This is a genomic window from Fodinibius sediminis, assembly GCF_900182555.1.
Lineage (GTDB): Bacteria > Bacteroidota > Rhodothermia > Balneolales > Balneolaceae > Fodinibius > Fodinibius sediminis.
The window spans coordinates 166,478-192,586 of sequence record NZ_FXTH01000002.1 but is presented as its reverse complement, the minus strand read 5'-3'; the positions used below and the strand labels follow the sequence as shown (position 1 = coordinate 192,586).

General features: G+C 42.9%; 20 protein-coding genes. 19 read left to right on the top strand and 1 reads right to left on the bottom strand.

What is annotated here, in order from left to right; all coding sequences use genetic code 11:
* Nucleotides 1–157: 157 nt before the first annotated feature.
* Nucleotides 158–1,855, bottom strand: coding sequence for a PQQ-dependent sugar dehydrogenase (locus tag FN808_RS02900; protein ID WP_185958222.1), 1,698 nt, complete (start codon nt 1,853–1,855; stop codon nt 158–160).
* Nucleotides 1,856–2,438: 583 nt separating this feature from the next.
* On the opposite strand from FN808_RS02900, the gene rfbF reads away from it, so the two are divergent.
* From rfbF to FN808_RS02805, 19 genes are all read left to right on the top strand, one after another.
* A complete protein-coding gene (gene rfbF, locus FN808_RS02895; protein WP_142713051.1) occupies nt 2,439–3,284 on the top strand; it encodes a glucose-1-phosphate cytidylyltransferase in 846 nt (281 codons plus the stop codon).
* 50 nt (nt 3,285–3,334) lie between these two features.
* Nucleotides 3,335–4,261: an NAD-dependent epimerase/dehydratase family protein gene (locus FN808_RS02890; RefSeq protein ID WP_185958221.1), complete on the top strand. Its 927-nt coding sequence runs from the start codon at nt 3,335–3,337 to the stop codon at nt 4,259–4,261.
* 1 nt (nt 4,262) lies between these two features.
* The gene (locus FN808_RS02885) at nt 4,263–5,573 is read left to right on the top strand and encodes a protoporphyrinogen/coproporphyrinogen oxidase (RefSeq protein WP_142713049.1); all 1,311 of its coding nucleotides are present in this window, start codon (nt 4,263–4,265) and stop codon (nt 5,571–5,573) included.
* A gap of 53 nt (nt 5,574–5,626) precedes the next feature.
* Nucleotides 5,627–6,604 carry a glycosyltransferase family 2 protein gene (locus FN808_RS02880; protein WP_142713048.1) on the top strand — a complete coding sequence of 326 codons (978 nt, stop codon included), beginning with the start codon at nt 5,627–5,629 and terminating at the stop codon, nt 6,602–6,604.
* A gap of 1 nt (nt 6,605) precedes the next feature.
* On the top strand, nt 6,606–7,478 hold the full coding sequence (locus FN808_RS02875; protein WP_142713047.1) for a glycosyltransferase family 2 protein: 873 nt from the start codon (nt 6,606–6,608) through the stop codon (nt 7,476–7,478).
* 91 nt (nt 7,479–7,569) lie between these two features.
* Nucleotides 7,570–8,715 (top strand): glycosyltransferase, encoded by a 1,146-nt coding sequence (locus tag FN808_RS02870; RefSeq protein WP_185958220.1) that lies wholly within the window; start codon nt 7,570–7,572, stop codon nt 8,713–8,715.
* Between the two features lie 10 nt (nt 8,716–8,725).
* Nucleotides 8,726–10,027: an EpsG family protein gene (locus FN808_RS02865; RefSeq protein WP_142713045.1), complete on the top strand. Its 1,302-nt coding sequence runs from the start codon at nt 8,726–8,728 to the stop codon at nt 10,025–10,027.
* A 75-nt stretch (nt 10,028–10,102) separates the two neighbouring features.
* Nucleotides 10,103–11,230, top strand: a complete 1,128-nt coding sequence (locus tag FN808_RS02860) for a hypothetical protein (RefSeq protein WP_142713044.1) — start codon at nt 10,103–10,105, stop codon at nt 11,228–11,230.
* Between the two features lie 3 nt (nt 11,231–11,233).
* Complete coding sequence (gene asnB / locus FN808_RS02855) at nt 11,234–13,129, top strand: asparagine synthase (glutamine-hydrolyzing) (protein WP_142713043.1); 1,896 nt, start codon at nt 11,234–11,236, stop codon at nt 13,127–13,129.
* Nucleotides 13,126–14,127, top strand: coding sequence for an ATP-grasp domain-containing protein (locus tag FN808_RS02850; protein WP_142713042.1), 1,002 nt, complete (start codon nt 13,126–13,128; stop codon nt 14,125–14,127). The genes asnB and FN808_RS02850 overlap by 4 nt, the downstream gene beginning before the upstream one ends.
* Before the next feature lie 729 nt (nt 14,128–14,856).
* Nucleotides 14,857–17,649, top strand: a complete 2,793-nt coding sequence (locus FN808_RS02845; protein WP_142713041.1) for a leucine-rich repeat domain-containing protein — start codon at nt 14,857–14,859, stop codon at nt 17,647–17,649.
* 192 nt (nt 17,650–17,841) lie between these two features.
* A complete protein-coding gene (locus tag FN808_RS02840; protein WP_142713040.1) occupies nt 17,842–19,167 on the top strand; it encodes a leucine-rich repeat domain-containing protein in 1,326 nt (441 codons plus the stop codon).
* 458 nt (nt 19,168–19,625) lie between these two features.
* A complete protein-coding gene (locus tag FN808_RS02835) occupies nt 19,626–20,285 on the top strand; it encodes a hypothetical protein (protein WP_142713039.1) in 660 nt (219 codons plus the stop codon).
* A 168-nt stretch (nt 20,286–20,453) separates the two neighbouring features.
* Complete coding sequence (locus FN808_RS02830) at nt 20,454–21,554, top strand: glycosyltransferase (RefSeq protein ID WP_142713038.1); 1,101 nt, start codon at nt 20,454–20,456, stop codon at nt 21,552–21,554.
* A complete protein-coding gene (locus FN808_RS02825; protein WP_142713037.1) occupies nt 21,538–22,662 on the top strand; it encodes a glycosyltransferase family 4 protein in 1,125 nt (374 codons plus the stop codon). Before FN808_RS02830 ends, FN808_RS02825 begins: the two co-directional genes overlap by 17 nt.
* Nucleotides 22,663–22,694: 32 nt before the next feature.
* Nucleotides 22,695–23,498 (top strand): glycosyltransferase family 2 protein, encoded by an 804-nt coding sequence (locus FN808_RS02820; protein ID WP_142713036.1) that lies wholly within the window; start codon nt 22,695–22,697, stop codon nt 23,496–23,498.
* A 21-nt stretch (nt 23,499–23,519) separates the two neighbouring features.
* Nucleotides 23,520–24,515, top strand: a complete 996-nt coding sequence (locus FN808_RS02815) for a GNAT family N-acetyltransferase (protein ID WP_142713035.1) — start codon at nt 23,520–23,522, stop codon at nt 24,513–24,515.
* A 39-nt stretch (nt 24,516–24,554) separates the two neighbouring features.
* Entirely contained in the window at nt 24,555–25,313 is a 759-nt protein-coding gene (locus FN808_RS02810; protein ID WP_142713034.1) for an adenine nucleotide alpha hydrolase family protein, read from the top strand.
* A 57-nt stretch (nt 25,314–25,370) separates the two neighbouring features.
* On the top strand, nt 25,371–26,105 hold the full coding sequence (locus FN808_RS02805) for an adenine nucleotide alpha hydrolase family protein (RefSeq protein WP_142713033.1): 735 nt from the start codon (nt 25,371–25,373) through the stop codon (nt 26,103–26,105).
* Nucleotides 26,106–26,109: the final 4 nt, after the last annotated feature.

The following is a 26,109-nucleotide window of genomic DNA, read 5'->3' as shown; positions in this document are numbered from 1 at the left end:
AGAGAAGATATCGCTCTGCGCAGAGTGTTGCACCGGTTGCCTGACAAGTTTTGATCCCCGTATTTACCGGGATGATGAACGTACCGGTTATCGGTGGTAACCGACCCGATTTGCCTGCATGAGCCGCCATGGGTAGTGTACAATGCCCTGCTTGGCTTCAATCACGGGACTTTTTGTTGAATTCATGCATCAGGTTGACAATCTCCTCCATTATCGCCTCGTCGCTAATCCCGGGATCCGGCATCACAGTGCCGGGGGCAAACTGCTGTGGGTCGGACAGGAATTTCTTGAGGTTATCCCGTGTCCAGATTCCCTGATTCTCTTTTAAGGCGTCGGAATAGTTTTCGTAACTGGTAGAGCCGATCTCAGCATTGAATACTGCTGCCAGGCTGGGGGCACCGGTATGATCGCCGGGTTCAATAGCATGACATTGCCTGCAGGCATCAATAGTCGTTTTGACGCGTTCCCGCAGGGATTCATTGCTGATAGCATCTTCCAAATAGTCCGTAATATAATTGTCGGTATAGGGCTTGCCGGTAAGGAAGATCAGCTTTTTGCTGTCAGTCCATAATATAATACGGCCGTCGGTATGCTGATGTACATATCGTATCCGATTACCAATTTCTATCTTTTCAGAGAAGAGTACCCTGTCATCCTTGATCCGAATATGGAAAAGGCTCATGCTTTTTAATGATCCCATTAAAAGGTCACCGTCCCAACTGCTGTGAAATCCTTTAATCAGTGTCAGGTTGGAGATAGCAACGGAGGGCAGCCAGGCAAAGACCGGCTCTTTGTAGGTATTATGACGGCCGTATGATTCAGCCGTACTGTTGGGGACCGGAAGCTTTGAATACTGGGTTCCCAGTGTTTCAACGGGCCAGCCGTAGTTAATGCCTTCTTTTATCCGGTTCAGTTCATCTCCTCCCCGGAGCCCGTGTTCGACAATCCAAAGGTTGTCATTTTCATCGAAGACAATACCCTGTGGATTCCGAATGCCGGTGGCAACGATGTGACTTTCCTGTGAGGAAAGGTCTATTTTCATGATTTTACCGTATTCCGACTCAGGTTTCTGAGCAATAGCTTCAGGGGCATAGATGCCGTCCCAGTGGTAATCCCCATTTCCGAAATAGATAGTTGAGGGGCCACGAAAAGCCATTCTGCCGCCAGCGAGTCCGCCTTCCAGGGCATAATGAATATTCTTGAAGGGGAGACACGGCTTCGAACGGTATATGATATTCCAGTCGCCTGGCCGGGCTGTTAATTCATCAACAGAGTTAATATTCGAATCAACAGGCAATACTGCTATGGTATTCCGGTAACAGTGGGCCGTGCTGTCAAAGTCAGTGTAGGATACAGCCAGTCCGCGGTGACGCTCCGACTCATAAAACAGGATGTCATTGTATCTGAACTGTTTGAAATTGTGGCTGAGATTTTTGTACTGTTCCAATTCTGTAACCTGCTTGTATGCCTGGAATCCATTGTCCGGTACGGTAACATCTGTATTCCTTATATCATCAGCTGAGCGTACCGCTAAGACCTGTCCGTCGTGGGTCAACAATAACACCGCATCGCCGAATGAGGTCAGCCCGCCGCCCCTTCCCTCCCTGCTGATGCGGTCGCTGATATCGGTTTGGGTATCGTAGAGCCGGAGAAAAATAGAGTCATAATATTCAGGCGCTTCTTCTTCCACCATCCGTTCAAACACACGCCCGAACAGGTTCAATTCAACTCTTCGAAAGAAGCCATACGACGGTAGCTTGTGCAAACCGATAATGAAGCCTCCGAAAAGAAAAAATGCAATGACTCCGAAAACTGAGATTGAAAAAACATACTTGTACGGCGTTCCCATCTTCATACCAAGCTCCCCCTTCATTTAACAATTACCAACGGTGCTTTGAATAGGTTTAATGATGAATCTTGAGCCTCTCTTAGCTTTTCCTTTGTAATAATAGTCCTACAAGAGTTATGCCAATCGAACAGATATTATTCTTGTAGGGATGTAATTTAAGCGGAATGGTGATACCGCTGCTGGGACGCCTTAATTGAGGATAAGATAAAAATCAAATACCGGAGAAGAATAATAGATTCGAAAGAGATGTGTAGTTTTAATTAACCATCCGTGTAAAAATTACTTGATTATTCCATTCTGAGAGCGAAGAAAGTGATCAGAGGAGAACAAGCACAAATAAAATGACCGTCAGCGCAGCCTGCAGGAGGTTCCTGTTTTTTTTGATGAACTGGCATGCTTATTGATTTACTATTCACTGAACCGTAGGAATACGGCTGAACAATCAAATAGAGACAGTACTTTTGGGCTTAGCCGGAATTTTGAAGTGCTATATCAAGCATATGGGATGTTACACGGTTGTTGTGTGGAAGCGATTTCAACAGTTCCGGGTTGAACAGAAATCTAATTCAATTATGAGGGGTACCAAGCGATGAAAGCAGTCATACTTGCAGGCGGATATGGAACGAGATTGAGTGAAGAGACTTATATTAGACCCAAGCCGATGGTTGAAGTCGGGGATCAACCGATTTTGTGGCACATCATGAAAATATATTCCCACTATGGAATTAATGAATTCATCATTTGCTGCGGCTATAAGGGATCGATGATCAAGGATTATTTTGCCAATTATTTTCTGCATCGATCAGACGTTACGTTTGATATGGAGCAAAATAGCATGAAAATACATCAAAACCATGTTGAGCCGTGGAAGGTAACGCTGGTAGATACCGGCGATGGGACGATGACCGGAGGGCGACTGAAGAGAGTCAAAGAGTATATCGGCAATGAAACGTTCTGCATGACCTACGGTGACGGAGTCAGTAATGTGAACATTACTGAACTTATTCAATTTCACAAAAATCAGGAGGCCCTGGCTACGCTTACAGCTGTTCAGGAACCCGGTCGCTTCGGGGTGTTCAAGCTGGAGGATGATGATGTTGAGATTACCTCGTTCCAGGAGAAGCCCATGGGATCGGGGGCCTGGATAAACGGCGGCTTTTTCGTGCTGGAACCGGGCGTGATCGATTATATAAAGGGGGATGATACCGTTTGGGAACACGAACCGCTGAGAAATTTGGCGAGAAGTGGTGAACTTGTCGCCTTTAAACATTATGATTTCTGGCAGCCCATGGATACCCTGCGCGATAAAAAAGTGCTGGAAGGGATCTGGAGTTCGGAGAATCCACCCTGGAAGATATGGGATGAGCGCAAAGTTGTGGAGAGTAAATCAAGGGAGAATAAAATGCGCGAACATCAGCTTAAGGTAAAAGCATAAGATGCATCACTGCGGATGGGCAAATGAACGGGGACTCTAATGCAGGTTTTATGGAGAAAGTAATTGTTACAGGTGCAACAGGATTTATCGGCAGACAAACCCTTCCCTTTCTTCAAAGGCGCGGTTTTGATATTCATGCCCTTACCTCGAGGGGAAAGACCGGGAAGGCGGCGGGTAATGCTACCTGGCATCAAGTGGATATCTTTGATTATGAGCGGGTGAGGCAGCTCTGCATGGAAGTGAAGGCTGAAAAACTGCTTCACCTTGCCTGGTATGATGTGCCCGGCGACCGTATGTCTTCACCGGAGAACCTGGCATGGGTCGGGGCCTCGCTGCACCTGGTGCGGTCATTTATTGAAAATGGCGGACAAAAAATTGTGCAGGCCGGTAGCTGTGCGGAGTATGACTGGCGGTATGGGTACTGCAGGGAACGGTTTACTCCCACCGATCCCGAGTCGTTCTACGGGGAATGCAAGGCTTCATTGAACAAAGTTGTGGAGGGCTATTGCCGGCAGAAAGGCGTTCATTTTGCCTCTGGGAGGATTTTCTTCGTCTACGGCCCTCATGAGTCCGAGAATCGGCTTGTTGCCCATGTTATTAAATCCCTGCTGGCAAAACGGCAGGCGTCACTGACGCACAGCAACCAGATACGAGACTACCTGCACGTCGCCGATGTGGCCGGCGCCCTGGTAGCACTGTTGGCAAGTAACGTAGAGGGGGCTGTTAATATCGCATCCGGCCGCCCCATAGTATTGCGGTCTATGGTTGATATGATTGGCAGAAAGCTGAATGCACCGGAATTTATTTCCTATGGAAAGCGAGGGAACACCAAAGACCGTCATCCGGTGGTATTTGCCGATGTCAACAGACTCAGTAAGGAAGTCGGGTGGAGACCAACATATAGTTTGGACGATGGAATTGACGCCACGATCGACTGGTGGAAAGAGAATCAAAAGATAACCATGAACAATTATTAATATGAAGAAGATTCGCATTTTGGGAACAGGAATGGCCGGTTTCGGGGCCGCATACCGGCTGCGTCAGGAGGGCTTGACCCAAGACCTCCACATGTATGACAAAAACTCCTATATCGGGGGACATACGGCCTCTTTTGAAACAGATGATGGCTTTATCTTTGATGATGGGCCGCATATCTCATTTACTGATGACAAGAGGCTTCAGAAGTTATTTGCTGAAAATGTGGATCAGGAATATGAAACGTTGAAAGCCACAGTAAATAACTACTGGAAGGGACACTGGATCAAACATCCGGCGCAGTGTAATCTCCATGGGTTGCCCTCAGATCTGGTGGCTGATATTATCGATGACTTTGCAGAAGCTAAATACAAGGGCAATGGCGATGTCAAAAACTACAAGGAATGGCTGTATGCAAAGTTCGGTGAGACGTTTGCGGAGACCTTTCCGATGGTTTACGGAAAGAAATATCATACCGTCGACGCCGAGAAGATGGATATTGACTGGCTGGGGCCAAGGCTGTATCAGCCGGAGATGCAGGAAGTGCTGAAGGGAGCCCTGGAACCTTCCACGCCCGACGTTCATTATGTCGACAAATTCAGGTATCCCACCAACCACGGCTTTGTTCATTATCTCGAAAAGTTCAGATCGCTGGCGAATATCAACCTGGATCACAACGTAAGCCGGATAGATCCGAAAAACCAGTTGATTTATTTCGACAATGGTAGCTGCGTTGACTACGAGGAGGTGATTTCTTCCATTCCACTGCCGGAGCTGGTGACCAATATTATCGACGGGGTGCCCGACGATATTGTGGAAGCCGGCAGCAAACTGGCCTGTACGAGCTGCATTATAGTAAACATAGGGATAGACCGGGATGACTTCACAGAAGCCGTATGGAGCTACTTCTATGATCCGGATATCATATTTACCAGGCTCAGCTTCCCTCATCTGATGTCGCCCAATAATGTACCGCGGGGCGGGGGAAGCATACAGGCGGAGATTTACTTTTCCGATAAATATCGTCCTGTGGACCGCACCCCGGAAGAATGCATTGAACCGGTCATTGCAGATTTGAAACGCTGCGGATTACTTAACGAGAAAGATACAATCGTGCACAAGAGTACCTTGTTTATCAAGTATGCCAATATAATTTTTGACCTGGAGCGAAAGGAGGCTCTTAAATCCGTTCACGGTTTTCTGGATGATATCGGCGTACGCTATTGCGGGCGATACGGAGACTGGGGGTACCAGTGGACCGACCAGGCGTTCAAAAGTGGTGAGCATGCTGCACAGAAGATTGTAGATCGCTAGTGGACATTACATCACGATTTGTCATTAAAACAGAAGAGAGCACTTAAAGACCAATGGAAGAAGCGATACATAGCGAACCCTTTGTAAGCGTGCTGACTCCGGTCTACAATGGAGAAAAATATCTTGAAGAATGTATCCAGAGCGTACTCAGCCAGACCTACAGCCACTGGGAATATGTACTTGTGGATAATCAGAGTTCCGACAACAGTCTGCAGATTATGGAAAAATATGCAGCGAATGATAAACGGATCAGGGTGCATAATAACGAAGCATTTTTGCCCCAGATGAAAAATCTCAACCATGCTTTTCACCAGATATCACCGGAAAGCAAGTATTGCAAGGTGGTCCATGCAGACGACTGGCTTTTTCCGGACTGCATTACCAGGATGGTTAAAGTAATGGAGGAACATCCTAGTGTGGGAATTGTGAGTGCTTATCGCCTGGATGACAGGAAGGTGGGGCTGGACGGGCTGCCGTATCCCAGCAATTTTAATACGGGCATGGAGATTGCAAGAAGATATTTAATGTGCGGAACGTCCTACTTCGGCTCGCCGTCGTCAATCCTGCTTCGCTCGGATCTGATACGAAAACGGGAGAAGGTATACGAGGAGTCGCTGCTGGCGACCGATACGCCGGCCTGTATCGATTTTCTGCAGGAGTCTGACTTCGGCTTTGTGCACCAGGTTTTAACCTTTACGCGGCGTCATGAGGAGAGTATGAGCAATATGCAGGCCAAGGAAAATCATGCTTTTTTACGTGCCAGGTTGTACTGTTTATTGACTTATGGGCCCCATTTCCTGAGCGATGACGAACTAAAAAAGAGTTTGAATATTGAAATGAAGAAATACTACATCATCCTTGCCCGGGATCTTTTCAGAAATCAATCACTGACTGAATTTAGAAAACAACGTGATAAGCTGTGGCAGTTGGGGATAGAATTTAAAACAGGCCGATTTTTCAAAAATTTAATTCGCGAATCAGTGCTACAGGCTTCTAAAGCGGTAGGTATTCGGCTAAGGAGGGCGAGCTGATATGAAACTTTCGGTTATCATACCAACATATAACGACTGGCCAAGGCTTGTGAAGTGTCTGGAGGCTCTGGACAAACAAAGCATGCCGAAAGATCGGTATGAGGTCATTGTGGTAGATAATAGCGAAGCCGGGATCATTCCTTCTGGTATTGTAATGCCAGAATGTGTTAAGCTTGTTCATGAGCCGAAGCCCGGTTCCTATGTAGCACGAAATAAAGGCGTTGATGAAGCCTCGGGACAGATCCTGGCCTTTACGGATTCCGACTGTATTCCCGATGAAGACTGGCTGGCCAGCGGAGAAGCTTGCTTTGACCAGTCAACATGCGATCTTGTAGGGGGAAAAGTAAAGATCTTTCAAAATGAAGCGGGGAATAAGTACGGTTACCTGTACGAAAGTGTAACGGCATTTCACCAGCATAGGCACGTGCCCGAGGGGAGAGGCGTGACAGCAAACCTGTTTGTTAAAAAATCGGTATTTGATGAGGCCGGTGGTTTTAGCTCTACCATTAAATCGGGGGGGGACTGGGAATTTACGCTCCGTTGTACCGACATGGGCTACGACATGATCTACAGTTCGGACGTACTGGTACTGCATCCGGCGCGCACGCTCACTACTATTTTCAAAAAACAGCGTCGCCTGGTATGTGGGGGGGCCGTAAACGCACGGGAAAAATATGGGCACAGCTACCTCCGGATCATGGGCAGTCATTTAATTCATGCTCCAAAAATACGAAGAGATAATATACCTGAGGCAATGAGCAGGGTTGAGCGAGCGGTTATTTTTGCCATAGATATAACGAGATACCTCTATCGGACCTTAATTTATGGCGGACTTGTCCTGCGGCTGATCAATCCAAATGAAGTAAGAGAATAATGGGTAACCGAAAAAAAGGATGAGCAACCATTGGGCATCATTTTTGAATGTATCAATAATGTATTGCCAGGTTTGAATGAAGATGGATTTTATGAAAATGAAAAAAATATTGATTGTCAGCCGTTCCTTTTATCCCGAAAACTCGCCTCGCTCACATCGTACTACCGAGCTGGTGAAAGAGTTTGCCAGGCGGGGGCATGACGTTACACTGATTACCCTGAAAGATGAAGACCTCCACGGGTCTTTTGAAAGAGAGTTTGGGATTCAGATTAAAGATCTCGGAAAGCTTCGGTTTCCCAGCATCGACTTAAAAGGCAGTACGGGCTTAAGCCGGTTGGTTAAGCGGGGGATACGCCGGCTGCTGCTTATGTTATTTGAATATCCCGATATTGAATTGATGTACCGGGTGCAACGAGCAATTAAGGCAGAATCCGGATACGACCTGTTAATTTCCATAGCAACGCCCTATCCCGTTCACTGGGGCGTTGCCTGGGCCTGGAGGACGGACTATCCGATTGCTCAGACCTGGGTGGCTGACTGCGGTGATCCGTACTATGGCTTGGAAAATGATTCGTTCAACAAACTCTTTTATTTTGCATGGATAGAGAAATGGTTCTGTCGGAAGGTCGATTATATTACTATTCCTTATAAAGGAGGACAATCAGCATATTTCGAAGAATTTCATTCCAAGATAAGGGTTATTCCTCAGGGCTTTTCCTTTCCCCAAAGACGTGATACAAGCCACAATGAAAGCGGGCTTATAACCTTTGCTTATTTCGGGAATATTAAGAGTTACCTGCATTATGCCGTTCCATTTCTGGAAAAATTAAATACCATTGATCGTCCTTATAAATTTATTGTGTATACGCGAAGAAAGGAGCTTTTTAAGAAAATATTAACCCGGGAAGCCCTTGGCAAGTGCGTGCTCAGAAATTATGTGGAAAGGGATGTTTTGCTGCAGGAACTGAGCGGGGTCGATTTTCTGGTTCACTTTCCGTATCAGAATGATTCACAAAAATCGTTAAAACTCGTCGATTACAATTTCTTGCAAAAACCAATACTGGTCTATAAAAATGACACCTTCAGTGACCGGGTATTTGAAGAGTTTTTGGAGTACAATTTTGAAAATAAAAGAGATTTTAAAGACTACAGAAAGTACCGGATTGAAAATGTGTGTACGCAGTTTTTACAATTAACGCAGGAGAGTATGCCGTTGATGGCATCTGTCCAACGGTAATGAGACAGCGATGAAAACAAAAGATCACAAATTATTTGAATGGTCCGCTCCCAATGCGCAGGATGTGGATGAAAAATCAGGGTACTATGCGGCCATGATATTTTTGGTTTGGCCTCTTCTGGCGGTCGTATCGGCTTTCTGGAATCATAATTCCAAGTGGGGCAAAAATATACTCTGGGCATTTATAGCTTTTTATGGATTTACCTTTGCCATCGGGGCGGAAAGCCAGGGAAGTGATATTGTAGGTTATGTCGCACAGGTCGAGCGATTACATACTGTTGAAATGACGATGACCGGGGCCCTGGAATATTACCAGCAAAGTGGAGAGATTGATATCCTAAGAACGGTCATTGCAGTGGTGCTGTCTCGCTTTACAGACAGCCAAGCCGTCCTGACATTGGTATATGGTATTATTTTTGGCTTTTTCTTCTCCAGGAATGTTTGGTTTATACTGGATCGACTGAAAGGCAGCATAAAACCCATTAGTCTGCTGCTGATTGTGTGTTTTACCCTGACTGTCCCTATCTGGAATATCACGACATTCCGTATGTGGACGGCAGCCCATATTTTTATTTATGGCCTGCTGCCTTTTCTCTTTGAGGGACGGAGAAGCGGTCTGTGGATTGCTGCGATGGCAATCCTGGTTCATTACTCATTCATGGTTCCGGTCGGGGTGCTGTTTGCCTATCTGTTTCTGGGAAATAGGCTGATGGTCTATTTTATTTTTTTTCTAACAACTTTTTTCATTTCTGAAATAGACCTAACTGCTTTCAATAATTTAATAGAGAACTATGCCCCAGAAGTGGTGCAGGAGCGAACATCTGCTTATCGGAGTGAACATAAGGTTGAGACACACCGTGAAGGAGGCAATGAAAACCGGGTATGGTATGCCTCCTGGTATGGCCGGGCGATAAAATGGTCGGTAATGGGCTTTCTCGGGCTGCTGTTCCTAAAAGGAAGGGATTTCTTTGACAAAAACAGGGGGTGGGCGAATATGATGTCATTTGCCCTTCTTTTTTATGGAGTGGCGAATCTGTTTAGCTCACTGCCATCCGGTGAAAGATTTACCGCAGTGGCAAACATGAGTGCCCTGGCCATTATTATTTTGTATGTGCAAAACAGGGAGCATGAAGTTTTTTTGAAACGGTTCATAATAGCAGCTACCCCGGCATTGCTGCTGTTTGTAGTGGTCTCCGTTCGGAAGGGGCTTTACTCAATGAGTGCGACAGCGCTGTTGGGTAATCCTGTTATTGCATTACTTACCTCAGGGGAAAATATATCCCTGAATGATGTATTGAAAATGGTGTTATGACCTGATAAAAGATGAACTTATTACCGTGTAATGAATTAATAACGATTCAGCTTCTATAACCAGCATTTGATTCCGATGATTTCTAAAGTCAAGCAAAATATTATGTGCCATGTATCCAACTGGCCTGGTTGGCGTACCGATCGGACGATCGTTGTAATTGAAAGTGATGACTGGGGAAGCATCAGGATGCCCTCCAGAGAGACCCTTAATGAATTAATCCTGAAAGGTTATCCTCTTGAAAAATGCACCTATAGTTCGAATGATGCGCTTGAAACCAACAAGGATTTGGAATACTTACTCGACATTTTGAACTCAGTAAGAGATGCAAAAGGCCATCCGGCAATTTTCACTGTTAACAATATTGTGGCCAATCCTGACTTTAAGAAAATCAAGGAGGCTAATTTCAGGAAATACTTTTATGAACCTTTTGTAGCCTCTCTTGAGCGATTTCCTAATCGCGATAAAGTGATGAGTCTGTACAGAAAGGGGATAGATGAAAAACTGCTTAAACCCCAATTTCACGGTCGGGAACATGTCCATGCAGATCATTGGATAAATACATTGAGAAATGGAAGTCAGAAATTACTTGAAATTTTTGATCACGATATGTTTACCTACTACAAAGGTGAAAACTCCAGTTGCAAAAGTGAATTTCTCGATGCTCTGGCCGCCTATGATGAAAATCAGCTGACTTCACTGGAGACGAAAATAAAGGAAGGGTTGGACCTGTTTGAAGAAATTTGGGGGTACAGGTCAAAAACGATAATAGCTCCCTGTTATATATGGAATAGAAAAACAGAAGAGTTTTTTCATAGGTATGGTATTAATCTAATACAGTCCGGACGAGTACAGAAAGAGCCGACAGGTAACGAGGAAAAATACAACCTTATTCGAAGGTATACCGGTCAAAAAAATAAGTACGGCCAGGTGTATACCATCAGAAATGTGATTTTTGAACCAACATCTGATCCCAGTATCGATTGGGTTGACAAGGCGCTGCATGAAATATCCACCGCTTTCCTTTGGAAAAAACCTGCTATTATTTCAGCTCACAGAGTCAATTTCAGCGGTAGTATTAATCCTAATAACAGGGAGAAAAGCCTTGATTGTCTGTATGAGCTGCTCAATAAAATTTTAAAAAAATGGCCAGAAGTAGAATTTATGAGTTCTGATCAACTGGCTAAGCTAATAATGGATAACTAGCATATGTGTGGATTAGCAGGTTATATAAATCTAAGTCATAGAAAAGAAGATAGTATTCAGACTATATGGCAAATGATTGATTTGCAAAAGCATCGTGGACCTGATGATTCTGCAGTTCTCAGTATTGATACCGATAAGGGGCTGGGTGAGGTAGTTGCTCGCAGGGAGTACCAGGCCAGAAATGCCGGTGATCTATTTTTTGGGTTTAATCGGTTAAGTATTCTTGATTTATCAAGTAATGGTCGGCAACCGATGGTTTCTGACGATGGCCAGGTTGCTCTGATGATGAATGGTGAGATTTATAATGCATTTGATTACAAGGAAACACTGGAGTTGAAGGGATACAAGTTCAAGAGCACGACTGATACGGAAATTGTTCTGAAGCTTTATCTGGAATACGGGATCGACGGCATGCTTAAAAAGCTTAACGGGATGTTCGCTATTGCCATATGGGACATGAGACTGAAATGTCTTTTCCTGACCAGAGACAGGTTTGGGATTAAGCCACTGTATATTCTGAGAGGAAAGGACCGGCTTGCTTTTTCTTCAGAAATAAAAAGTTTTCAGGTGTTGCCTGATTTCTCTTTTGAACTGGATAAATCAAAGCTTGATGAATTTTTGTTATTCCGAAATGTGATTAATGATACCCTGTTCACAGATATTCATAACTGTACGCCGGGTACATATGTAAGTGTAAATCATTCGGGTGATATAAAAGAGCATGTCTATTATGATGTTAATACCGAGGGAACAATTCCGATAGCCAAAGAAAAGTCCTTTTCTACGTTGGGAGAAACGCTTGAGCAGAGTGTGAATCGACAGATGATAAGTGATGTGAAACTGGGTTGTCAGCTTTCTGGGGGGGTGGATTCATCACTGGTCACCTATTATGCAGAACAAAGTCTGGATCAAGGTGCCCTGGAGACCATTTCGATTAATTTCTCAAATCCTTCTTTTTCTGAGGAAAAATATATTGATGAGGTCACACAAAAATTAAATCTGCATGCACATAAATATTTAATGGATCCGGAATACTATTTTAATAACCTGGAAAACGCAACTTGGCATTTTGAACAACCTCTTAATCACCCCAATACGATTGGTATTTATTACCTGAGTGAGGAAGCAAAAAAACATGTTACAGTTTTACTGAGCGGAGAGGGGGCGGATGAGGCATTGGCAGGATATGACCGGTTTGTCAATACTGTGTCATCTGCATATTTCAATAGAAAATTTTTAAGCAAGCTTAAACAAAATTCAGCGGATCTATTGAATTTTTTAAGATACTACATTAACGATGGGAGTCGCTTGATTATGGACTCGTCATTTGGAAGCCTTGCTACCGTGAAGGATATATATCCTGAGTTCAATTTTAGAACGGCCATGACAAAAAGAGCTGGTATCTTAAATAACCTCTCAGGTGATCGTATTTTAAAACACCGCAAATATGAGCTTAAAACATATCTGCCTGATTTACTTATGAGACAGGATAAGATGTCCATGGCACATAGTATTGAAAATCGGGTTCCTTTTCTTGATAATGAAATGGTAAAAATTTCGCTGGGAATATCGGGAAAAGAGTTAATTGACAAACGGAATGGCAGGAAAGAAGCTAAATTGTTACTGAAGAAACTTTGTCGAGAAAAATTTGGTGATGAGTTCGCATTTCGCAGGAAAAAAGGATTCGGCATTCCACTGAAGGATTTTATGAAATCTTCTGACTTCCAGAGTAAATGGCTGAATGAGATTGAACCCGGAATAAAAAAAAGAAACATATTTCATACCAAGGTAATCTCCAAATGGGTGGCTAATGTTGAGCATGCTAATCCTGCTCAACTGGATGCTATTTGGTTAATGACTGCATTTGAAGTATGGGCAAAAAAATATTTAGATCAATGATAGCTATTCATCAACAAGCAAATGATTTTAGTTCTAAATGGATTGAATACTGTGAAAACCATGGTATCGAATACAAGATTGTAGACTGCTATTCGAATGATATCATCAAGCAGGTTGAAGAATGCGATGCATTGATGTGGCATTTTAGCCAGTCCAATCCGAAGGATTTTCTTTTTGCTAAACAATTGATATATGCCCTGCAATCGGCCGGGAAAAAAGTGTTCCCCGATTTCAATACGGTTTGGCATTTTGATGACAAAGTGGGGCAGAAATATCTTTTGGAGGCGGCAGGGGTACCACTGGTTCCTTCTTATGTATTTTATGACAAACAGGAGGCCTTGCAATGGATTGGTGAGGCCGACTTCCCCAAAGTTTTTAAATTACGAAGAGGGGCTGGTTCAGCACATGTAAAATTAGTCAGAAATAGATCGGAAGCAATAAAACAGGTTAATCGCGCCTTTTCAAAGGGATTTAGCCAGTATGATAAAATTCAAAATTTGAAAGATCGCTGGTATCATTACAAAAATGACAAGACAAGTCTGTGGAATGTGGCAAAAGGTGTCCTGCGGTTTGCAAAGACTACTGAATTTGCAAGAGTAGTGGGACCTGAAAGAGGGTATGTTTATTTTCAGGAATTTATTCCTGAAAATGATTTTGATATTCGGGTCATCGTTATTGATGGGAAGGCTTTTGCCATTAAGCGATTGGTGCGTGAGGGAGATTTCAGGGCCTCGGGCAGTGGTCATGTGCTTTATGACAAACACCACTTTGATCAGGAGACGATTCGTCTGTCATTTGAGGTGGCAGAAAAGATTGACAGCCAATGCCTGGCCATTGATTATGTGTTTGAAAATGGACAACCCATGATTGTCGAACTCAGTTATGGATTTATAAAAGAGGTATATTATCCATGTACGGGGTACTGGGATCGAAAATTAAACTGGTATGATGGTCCATTTGACGCCCAGGGATGGATGGTTGAAAGTTTGATATCCTGAAAGACCATTTTTTCTTCCTATGCTGATTGATATTGACAGACTCGATTACAGGCACCTGTGCAAACAAAGGTCAGGTTGCTGATCGGTTGTGCCTGAACCCCTTTCTCTATAACAACTGTGTTCGCCGGGGTGATCTCTGGTAAGCTCCATCTCTCAAGCGGTTGACAAGTAAACAGGATAGCTTGAATACATAGTACTGCCGTACCATGCCTGAAAAAACAGCAAGCTGACTGTGCCTGATGGATTATTGCTACCTTGCTCAAGCAAAAATTATTACCATCTGATTTCCAATCTTTTTACATCAGATCCATCCTTACTTTTGACTCCTACTTGTTGCAGCAGCTTTAGCTGATAAGCTATTTCCTGTAATATGGCGCACAACAAGCCGGTATTATTGATCGATAATGCCGGTTTTTTTATGAAAAATGCCCCTCTTCCTTGTCATTTTTCACTTGCTGTAGGGTATTAATTATGTGGCTCCCATTAGCTTAAGTGAATGTAAAAAAAAAGTCCATTTTTTTTCATAAAATGGAACATTCACTTGTAGCAGTAGGTATTAATAAACTTGTAATAATTACTAATAAACTGTTGTAATAATTATAGTTGTTAGTAAATATTACAGGTCTCGGGTAGTAGCCTACCCTGGTTCTCTCTCGCTCATTTCTAAAATAAAATTACTTTCTACTTCGCATGAAATACCGATCACTATACCTACTGGCAGGCATATTTATGCTTGTAGCACTAGCCCAATGTACCGATTCAGTAACACAGGGGACTCAAAAGGAAACAAAATCCAGCCTGGAAAAGCCCGGTCTTATTGCTCCTGAGGTTCACTCCGAACAATCAACATCGCTCACCCTCGAATGGGGTGGAGTAGAGGAAGCACGTTCGTTTCAAATTCAATTATCGACTGAGGAAGAGTTCTTGTCGACAATTGCCGATAGTACCATTGATTCTACGAAATTCAATATTCAGGGCTTGCCCTATGATACCACTGTGTACTGGCAGGTCCGTCCTGTGATAGAAGATCAGGAAACCGAATGGTCTGATACCTGGGATTTCAAAACGACTTCCAAACCAAGTAAACCTGATCCGGTTTCAACAGAACTTAAATCGCCGGATGATGGCTTGGAAGATAGTCCTACCAAAGTTAAGCTTCAGTGGGAAGCTGTAGCCAGTGCTTCGGAATATAGTTTGCAGCTCGCTGATGATCAGAAGTTTGAAAACCTCATAGTTGATCAGAAAATAGAGGGCACATCCTATGTCGTTAGTGAGCTGAATCATTCCGAGGATTACTACTGGCGTGTTGAACCCCAGACGAAGGGACGTGAAACAGAGTGGTCCGAAGTATATACATTTACGACCGTTGGGCAGTCTGCCAATACCACAACGTCTGCTACAGACAGTTTGCCTGCACCTTCGGATCTTTTGCCTGAAGATGAAGCTACCAAGGTTTCCTTGAAGCCTACCTTCAAATGGAAAGCAGTAGAAGGCGCAGACGGTTATATTTTGCACGCAAGCCATGGAAACGATATGGTAGTAGAAGAACAGGTAGATGGTACTGAATATACTCCATCAAATGGGTTGTCATCTGAATCCACCCATTATTGGAGGGTGCGAGCGGTCAGGGATGGAGATAAAGGAATATGGTCGGATATTAATGAGTTCACGACGACAAAGGCGGACAGCCTGCCCGCACCGGTCCAGGTTTCTCCTGACGATGAAATGACCGATGCTTCGTTAAAACCCACCTTCAAATGGAAAGCAGTAGAAGGCGCAGACGGTTATATTTTGCACGCAAGCCATGGAAACGATATGGTAGTAGAAGAACAGGTAGATGGTACTGAATATACTCCATCAAATGGGTTGTCATCTGAATCCACCCATTATTGGAGGGTGCGAGCGGTTCGGGATGGAAACGAAGGCAAATGGTCTGGGATATGGCAGTTTACAACCACATCAGGAAGCACACCGATTCCAGCGGTTAGCCTTATAGCACCGTCGGATGGTAGCACCAACAGCACTGCTTCTTTGACACTTGAGTGGGAAGAACTCACTGAAGCAAATGGTTATAACGTGCAGCTGGCTACCAGCAGCGATTTCTTTTCACCGATCGTAGATGAAAACGTTACATCCGCCTCCTTTGATGTTTCAGGGCTTGAAAATGGGCGACAGTATTTTTGGAGAGTTCAGGCAACAGGAGACAACAACAGCAGTAATTGGTCCTCGGTCTGGAGCTTCAATATAGAAGAGAAGGTGACCAATGGTTCCACTTCGGGCAGCGTAGCGGGAGACCGGCAGGCGCTGCTGGACCTGTATGAGGCGACGGGCGGGGACCACTGGCACAACAACAGTGGCTGGGGCAGCGGGGATCCCTCCGACGGCTGGTACGGCATTGAGACCGATGCCAATGGACGTGTGGTGCGCGTGGACCTGTTTGACAATGGGCTGAGCGGCCGCCTGCCGGAATCCATTGGGAACCTGACGAAGGTCCGGTATCTGAACGTCAAGAAAAATGAGTTATCCGGCGAGATCCCGTCGTCGATTGGCGATATGGCCAGCCTGGAATGGCTGATCCTGGCCGGACGCACCTACGAGATTGGCGGAACCCTGAAAGAGCCGCCGGAGCGTTTAACGAAGCATTATCATGCGGGAAAACGTTATTCCAATACCAATGACTTCAGTGGCAGAATTCCCTCGACAATTGGTGGTTTATCGAATTTATTACGCCTTGAGATAGCGAACCAACCAAATATTAAAGGTCCCATCCCTGTCGAAATAGGAGACCTATCACAGTTAGAAGGCCTATATCTGAGTTTTAATGATTTTTCAGGTACTACCCTGCCATCATCCATCGGGAATCTGAGAAATTTAAGGCATCTTTACATAGCAAGTGCCCAATTAGAGGGAGAAATACCGGCAAGTTTCCAAAATTTAACCCAGCTTACATTTCTAAATTTGGGGGAAAGTAGTAATGATACTCCTGATAACCATCTGACGGGTGAATTGCCTGATTTCAGTAATTTTACCGAGTTGCGAAGCCTCGTACTTACGGATAATAATCTAACCGGTGAATATCCACACTACTGGAATAACGGTAATTTCACCAAGTTGTATACGCTACGTTTTTCATGGAATAACTTAACAGGGACATTGCATGGATTTGAGAACTTACCGGACCTGAAGAGTCTTGGCCTTGAAGGCAATAAATTGTCGGGTTCTATAGATAACATTCTTTCAGTTCCGAGTAACATCAGGATTATTGGTCTGGGCTGGAATAATTTTACGGGCGATATGCCGCAGTCAGGCTGGCCAGACTTTAATCAGATTAAGACATTATATTTGAATGATAATGCTCTTACTGGAAGCATCTCGTGTGACTTTTGGGAAAAACTGGATAATCCCAAGTTGCGTATAGCGTGGTTGAAAAACAATGATTTGAATAGCAACTGTACTGATGCTATGAATCGGGTGGAAGGGAATGGAAACCCCCGGATTTCAGTGGGAGGCAATAATTTTTAACAACTAACCTGTCCAGAGTCATACTGCCCAATACCTCATTAAAAGCCGGATTTCCCAGAGGGAATCCGGCTTTTGTTATTTTTTGTATCTAAAGGTTATTTTAAATAAGCTATTTATATCTATTAAGTTGTATTAATTCAATCAATAGAGAGAAATTAACCGTTCAAAAGATTAAGCTTCTAATATCAAACTATGAGAGAAAAATTCTTAACCGTCCTATTATTTTCTCTTTTAATGGGGCTGGTAAATGAAGTGTTAGCACAAGCTTCTGTAAACAGCGTAGCGGGAGACCGGCAGGCGCTGCTGGACCTGTATGAGGCGACGGGCGGGGACCACTGGCACAACAACAGTGGCTGGGGCAGCGGGGATCCCTCCGACGGCTGGTACGGCATTGAGACCGATGCCAATGGACGTGTGGTGCGCGTGGACCTGTTTGACAATGGGCTGAGCGGCCGCCTGCCGGAATCCATTGGGAACCTGACGAAGGTCCGGTATCTGAACGTCAAGAAAAATGAGTTATCCGGCGAGATCCCGTCGTCGATTGGCGATATGGCCAGCCTGGAATGGCTGATCCTGGCCGGACGCACCTACGAGATTGGCGGAACCCTGAAAGAGCCGCCGGAGCGTTTAACGAAGCATTATCATGCGGGAAAACGTTATTCCAATACCAATGACTTCAGTGGCAGAATTCCCTCGACAATTGGTGGTTTATCGAATTTATTACGCCTTGAGATAGCGAACCAACCAAATATTAAAGGTCCCATCCCTGTCGAAATAGGAGACCTATCACAGTTAGAAGGCCTATATCTGAGTTTTAATGATTTTTCAGGTACTACCCTGCCATCATCCATCGGGAATCTGAGAAATTTAAGGCATCTTTACATAGCAAGTGCCCAATTAGAGGGAGAAATACCGGCAAGTTTCCAAAATTTAACCCAGCTTACATTTCTAAATTTGGGGGAAAGTAGTAATGATACTCCTGATAACCATCTGACGGGTGAATTGCCTGATTTCAGTAATTTTACCGAGTTGCGAAGCCTCGTACTTACGGATAATAATCTAACCGGTGAATATCCACACTACTGGAATAACGGTAATTTCACCAAGTTGTATACGCTACGTTTTTCATGGAATAACTTAACAGGGACATTGCATGGATTTGAGAACTTACCGGACCTGAAGAGTCTTGGCCTTGAAGGCAATAAATTGTCGGGTTCTATAGATAACATTCTTTCAGTTCCGAGTAACATCAGGATTATTGGTCTGGGCTGGAATAATTTTACGGGCGATATGCCGCAGTCAGGCTGGCCAGACTTTAATCAGATTAAGACATTATATTTGAATGATAATGCTCTTACTGGAAGCATCTCGTGTGACTTTTGGGAAAAACTGGATAATCCCAAGTTGCGTATAGCGTGGTTGAAAAACAATGATTTGAATAGCAACTGTACTGATGCTATGAATCGGGTGGAAGGGAATGGAAACCCCCGGATTTCAGTGGGAGGCAATAATTTTTAACAACTAACCTGTCCAGAGTCATACTGCCCAATACCTCATTAAAAGCCGGATTTCCCAGAGGGAATCCGGCTTTTGTGTCAAATAAAAAACAACTTTTCAATACTGGAAATCATTATTTCTTGATGGATGGACATATGTAAAAAATGTGGACTAAGCTTAAAATGAATGGGTAACTTTTACTCGGAAGTGTGTTTACCATGTTCGGGTATTTTAAAATCAAAAACACTGTAACTCACAACTGTGATGGGCATGTTAAAACATATTACCTTGTTCAGTGAGGTTTTATTAGATCCAGCCTGATAATTATGGCATATCGAAGTTCAGGACGGAGACGACAGTATTAAGTTGGCACAACTCTTGTAGTATAATTTATATACGATATATCATGTTCAGAAATACTATTTGTTGGCTTCTTGGCATGGTATCAATTTATAATTATGATAAAAAAGATAATAGATATGAAACCTTTCAATTACTTAACCATATACTTGGTAACATGCGTTTTGCTTTTCAGCGTATCTTGTAAGGATAATGCAACTGGTGAAAAACCCGATCTTCCCGATTCATTAGATCCGGTTGAAGAAGTAAAAGCCATTCAAGGTGGAGATAGTGCTACAATTCAGGTGAATAAAGATTCACAAGCTTTTTATCAGATTGATTTCAGTGATATAGAAGCCAATGATATCATTCAAAATGGTATTCAAGAGGGCTGGTGTATTGACTGGGAAACTCCCATTGATTCGGATGGCGGGGTTTACGAAGGAGTTAAACTGTACTCTACTTTTCAAGTGGAAGAATGGAAGCCCATCAACTATCTGCTCAATATTAAACAGGATTTAATGGAAAATGATCCGACTGTTACCTATCGCGAAATACAGTTGGTGATCTGGTCTCTTCGTACTAATCCGGTATTTGACTTGGAGGAACTTGCCGTTGAAGATCTCCCAGGCAGGATGGTTAACGATGGAAAACCAAATTTTAGCTATGATAAAGTAGAAGAAATTTTGGATAGGGTTAAAACTGGATACGAGGATTTTGATTTTTCTGCCGGTACCAAGTTTGCTGTAATTGGAGAGACGCCTGCAGATGTACAGACCGTTTTTACGGTGGTGCAATAGCTGGAAGAGAGACAAGAAAGCTGGCTGTAAATTACAACTTGCCACTGTCATATAATACGGCCGGATAAATAACAGGCAGAGAGAGTTTGGATATGGGCCACAATAAATAGATCCAATTCTAATGCAATGCACTTTCGGGTTGTTCAGAATATGAAGCGTGATTATTAGATGAGTACTGATAAAACAATCTGCTTGATTATACACTCGCTTGGTATCGGGGGAATGGAAAGAGTGATGGCACAGCTTGCCGTCAATTTTGCCGATAGGACAGGTACCGAAGTTCATCTGATTCTCATAGGCAGGGATCGCAAGGTAGTTTATGAGATCCCGAAGACCGTGGTCGTCCATAAGCCTGGTTTTATATTTAATAATTCCAGGCGGACGGTAGATACACTCCGGACAATTTATTTCCTCAGATCCCGGGTGCTTAAGATTAAGCCAGATACCATCTTAAGCTTTGGAGAAATATGGAATAACCTGGTTTTGATTGCTTTGTACGGGGCTGGTTTTCCGGTCTATATTTCTGATCGCAGCCAACCTGGAAAAGATCTTGGAAGGTTGCATAATTTTCTCCGTAGCAAATTGTACCCGAAAGCGGCAGGCTATATAGCTCAGACCAAGGAGGCTAAGAAGATTTGTTCTATGAACCGATGGAATAATAATATTGAAGTAATTGGTAATCCCATTCGTCAGATTCATTCAAATGGTCAGGCGAAGCGGGAAAATGTTGTTTTGTCAATTGGGAGACTAATACGTACTAAACATTTTGATGAATTAATTAAAATGTTCGTTGATATCGGACTACCCGATTGGAAACTGGTGATCGTAGGAGGAGATTCCAAGAAACAAAACCTTTCAAGAAAACTGAAAACGCTTGTTCGGGAATTGGATGCTGAAGGATCTGTTTTTTTGGAAGGGGAACAACAACATATTGACCCATATTTCAACAAAAGCAAGATATTTGCCTTTAGCTCCAGTTCAGAGGGCTTTCCAAATGTAATAGGAGAGGCTTTATCAGCGGGACTACCGGTAGTTGCTTATGATTGCAATGCGGGGCCTTCGGATATGATAGAAAATAACAAAAATGGCTTTTTGGTTCCTTTATTTGACCAGGAAGCCTTTAAAGATTGTTTGAAAGAACTGATGAGTAATGAGAATGTTAGAAAAAAATTCCAACAAAATGCTCCAAAGGGAATTCAGGATTTTATACCTGATGAAATAGCTGATAAATTTTATTCATTTATCCTAAGTCATGAAAGTAATCATTAATGCAGCCGCGATTTATAAAGGGGGAGCAGAACAGGTAGTTCACTCCTTTATTAATGAGTGCAGGAGTATAACGGTTAATGACTATTATATTTTTTTGTGTAATAACATTTACAATTCTTTGGATTTGGATGCCTTTGGTTCAAATTTTCACTTTTATAGAATGGAAAGAAGAACGGGGGCAAGCTTTTTAAATATTATTAAGACTAGTAGATATTTTAATCGGCTGGAAAGAAAAATTAATCCGGATGTTGTCATTTCAACTGGGGGACATGGTTATTGGATACCTAAAGCTCCATTGATTACGGCATTCAATATTCCTCATTACATATATCCTGAATCTCCATATTTTAATAAAATATCCAGTAAAAAGAAGATATACTGGAAAATAAAAAAACACTTTGATCTATATTTTTATCGACAATCGGATGCAATTATAGTTCAAACAGATGATGTAAATAAGAGACTAAAAAAACTATTAAAAAATGTAGAAGTACATACCGTTTCAAATACTATAAATGGCGTGTTTAGTGATTCCATCTCGCAGGAAAAAAAATTACCCCCGAAAGTCGATGGTGAAGTTAGGCTATTAACAATTAGCTCCAATTATGGTCATAAAAATTTAGACATCATTTTAGAAGTAGTTGATGAATTACTTAAAAATAAAATCACGAATGTAAAGTTCGTCTTAACCTTACCTGAGGATGCATTCACAAGGTTTAATGAGGAAAAATACCAGCAACATATCATAAATGTTGGTCCTGTACCCATAGACCATTGCCCTACTCTTTACAGTGAATGTGACATGATGTTTTTGCCAACACTATTGGAATGTTTTTCTGCATCTTATGTGGAAGCAATGGCCATGGGTAAGCCTATACTGACTTCAGACTTACCCTTTGCTAAGACGGTTTGTAGAAAAGCCGCAGTTTACTTTAACCCTATGGAACCAGTTGATATTAGCAATAAAATTATAAATTTAATTCAAAATCCAGAAATTCAGGAAAACTTAATATCTGAAGGGAAAAAAAATTTAAAGCTTTTTAATACACCTAAAGAAAGAGCAAAACGATTTTTGTCAATTGGTGAAAATCAGATAAATGGAAAATAATCTTATCTGTATAAGTCTTCAAAATTTTTGTGATGAATAATAAAACTAACAGTTTTAAGGTATCACTGATTACGATTTGTTACAATAACGAAAATGATATCAGAGATACGCTGGAATCAGTTATTACTCAAACCTATGATGATATTGAATATATCATAGTTGATGGGCAGTCTTCTGACAATACATTGGGCATTATAGGTGAATATGGCAGTCATATCGATAAAATCATTTCAGAGCCGGATAAGGGAATGTATGATGCCATAAACAAAGGAATAAAATCAGCTACCGGCGACATTGTTGGATTGATCCATGCGGGCGACCGATTGTTTGATGAAAGGGTTATTGCAAGAATAGCGGTACATTTTGTGACCAACAAGATTGATGGTATGTATGGGCACAGTGTCCTGGTAAATCAGAAAGATGAACCCGTCAGGGTTAACAGAAGCCCGGAATTCAGGAAGTCACTCTTTAAAGCAGGCTGGATGCCCTCCCATCAAAGTATCTATCTAAAAAGAGAAGTAATTGAACAGTTGGGATATTACCGAACAGATCTGGGAGGCAGTGGGGATTATGAATTTGTATTGCGCTATTTCTATTTCAATGATTTGAAAATCAAAAGACTGGATAGTTATATCCTACGGTTTTCCATGGGAGGAAGGAGCACATCAAACTACAAGAAAACGCTGTGGAAATCCCAGCAAAGACAAATAAAGGCATGGAAGTTACAGGGAGTAAAACCACCTTTTTATTTTGTCCCATTTAAGCTGTTAAGAAAAATAAAACAATTTTATCTGGCTGCCTGGTACAAGTTCTCTAATGAGAGAATTTTGAACTGAGCCAGAAATATAGGATCGCTGATGAAAGGCCATAAACTAAATATAAGGCATGCTGATGAAGGGGATCGACAGGCGATTCTCAATCTATTGGATGCCGTTTTTTCTGAGAATCAAAGGTCATCTACCCGAAGGGGGGATGATTTTTGGCAATGGAAATTCAAATCCAGTGTCTTTGGGAGTTCTGTCATCAATGTGGCTGAAGAAGAGGGCAAAATTGTTGGCATTGATCATCTGTGGCCATGGGAGCTGAAGTGCAGGGGCACCATCATAAAAGCGTATCAGCCCTGTGATTCAGTGGTTGCCGCTGATTACAGGGGGAGAGGCATTTTCAAACAGTTAAGAATGAGAGGCATAGAAGAGGCCGTAAACAGCAATCATCAGTTGCTGTTTAATTTCCCGAATAACAACAGCCTCCCCGTGAATCTTAAAATTGGGGGGCAATACCTGGATGAAATCAGTTGGTGGGTAAAAATTTTGAAACCCATAAGCATGACGATGGGAACGCTTAGTGGTGAGTTATCCACGTCTTTGAGTATTGATGATGCATTCAGCCTGGATATCGGCCTGTTGGATATCCTGGCCAGGGAAGGAGAGAATTTTGATCAATATGTATCCATTAATCGAAAAGCTGGCTTCCACAAGTGGAGATACCATGACAGGCCAAACAGGCAGTATGGAATGGTGAGTATTGAGCGGTGCAGCAAAATGATCGGGGCCATTTTTACACTGAATCGGAAGGGAGCAAGCAGGGAGATGGTTCTGGTGGATATCCTTGGGGATCCGGCATTGTCCGGTTATTTGTTTAGGGAAGTTGTAGAAGTGGCAAGGTCTTTGAATGCGGCTTTCCTTGCGCTGATGGATAACCGGAGGTTCGGGACCCCGAAGTTGTGGAAGAATGGATTTATCAAAAAAAAGATGAAACATATGGTTGCACTACCTATTGATTTGGCCATTGAAAACAAAGTAAGCAGGATTGAAAATTGGTCCCTGGTTGCAGGTATGCATGATTCAATTTGAAAAGACACTGATGGTATCATTGTCTATTAATAAAATCCTATGAAAAGTATACGTGAACAAATTAGACAGTCGGTCGACAGTGAATTGACGATTCTCTTATGGACTGGAGGCTGGGATTCGACATTCAGGCTTCTTCAATTGCTGTTTTTGGAAAAGAGGGAGGTACAGCCGCTTTACGTCCTTGATCTCTCGCATCGGTCGCCTATTCACGAACTCCAAGCCATGAATGAAATCAGGAGAGAGCTTGCCAGCAGGGGTATGGTTGGCGACCTGCTGAAACCCACTATTTATATAGACAAGAGTGAAATAGATATTAACGATGAGATTTCAAATGCCTGGCACCGCATTAGCAAGAAAAGGCATCTCGGCAAACAGTATGTGTGGATTGCCAGCTTATGCAAACAATATGGCTTAGAGGGAATAGAACTTTCTATTCAAAAGCGAAGTAGCGAGGAGAGCATTTCCGAATCCCTTGCCTATAATCTTGAAGAGAACAGAATGGATGCCGATGAAAAAACCATTTTTAACTATTTCTCTTTTCCGATAATAAATCTGAACAAAAGGGATATGCAGCACATAGCGGAGCGAGAAAACTGGATGGGTCTCATGGGATTAACGTGGTTTTGCCATCATCCCATTTATCATCCCTTCAGGAATGGCACTCCTTGTGGAATTTGCAACCCCTGTCGCATAGCTGTTGAGGAGGGGTTTGGGCACAGGATACCTTTTCTGCTTCGGTTTGGGGGGAAGTACTTGAAGAAAATGTACCATAGTTCAATTATGAACTTTATTAAATGAAACAGGTACTGGACCTTAAATATTGAAAATCTTTTAAATAGTTGATCAATAGCTATCGTGGAATCTGCAACGAAAAATACAACATTATTACTGTGGACGGGAGGTTATGATTCGACATTCAGGCTTCTTCAATTGCTGTTTTTGGAAAAGAGGGAGGTGCAGCCGCTTTATGTCCTTGATCTCTCGCATCGGTCGCCTATTCACGAACTCCAAGCCATGAATGAAATCAGGGGAGAACTTACCAGAGGGGGAATGGTTGGTGAGCTGTTGAAACAGACTATCTATATCGATATAAGTGAAATACAAATAGATCATGAAATTTCAAACGCCTGGCGACGCCTTAGAAAAGAACGGCATGTTGGTAGACAATATGTCTGGTTTGCAAGCTTATGTAAACAATATGGATTGAGGGAGGTAGAACTTTCTATTGAAGCGGATAATGAAGACAGTGTTTCTGAATCTATAGTCGACTGTTTGGATACAAATTCGATGGCCCCCGATGTGAAAACAATTTTCCAGTACTTCACCCTTCCCATTATTGATTTAACGAGGCAGGAGATGCAGAAAATAGCAGAAAGAGAAGACTGGCTGGACCTGCTGGACCTGACATGGTTTTGCCATCATCCGATCTATCATCCGTTTAAAAAGGGGATTCCCTGTGGAGTATGTAATCCCTGCCGTATTGCCATAGAAGAGGGGGCGGGTCATCGGATACCCTGGCTGCTTCGGTTTGGGGGGAAGTATTTGAAGAAAATCTATCATAGTCCAGTAGTGAATTTATTAAATAAATGAAGGC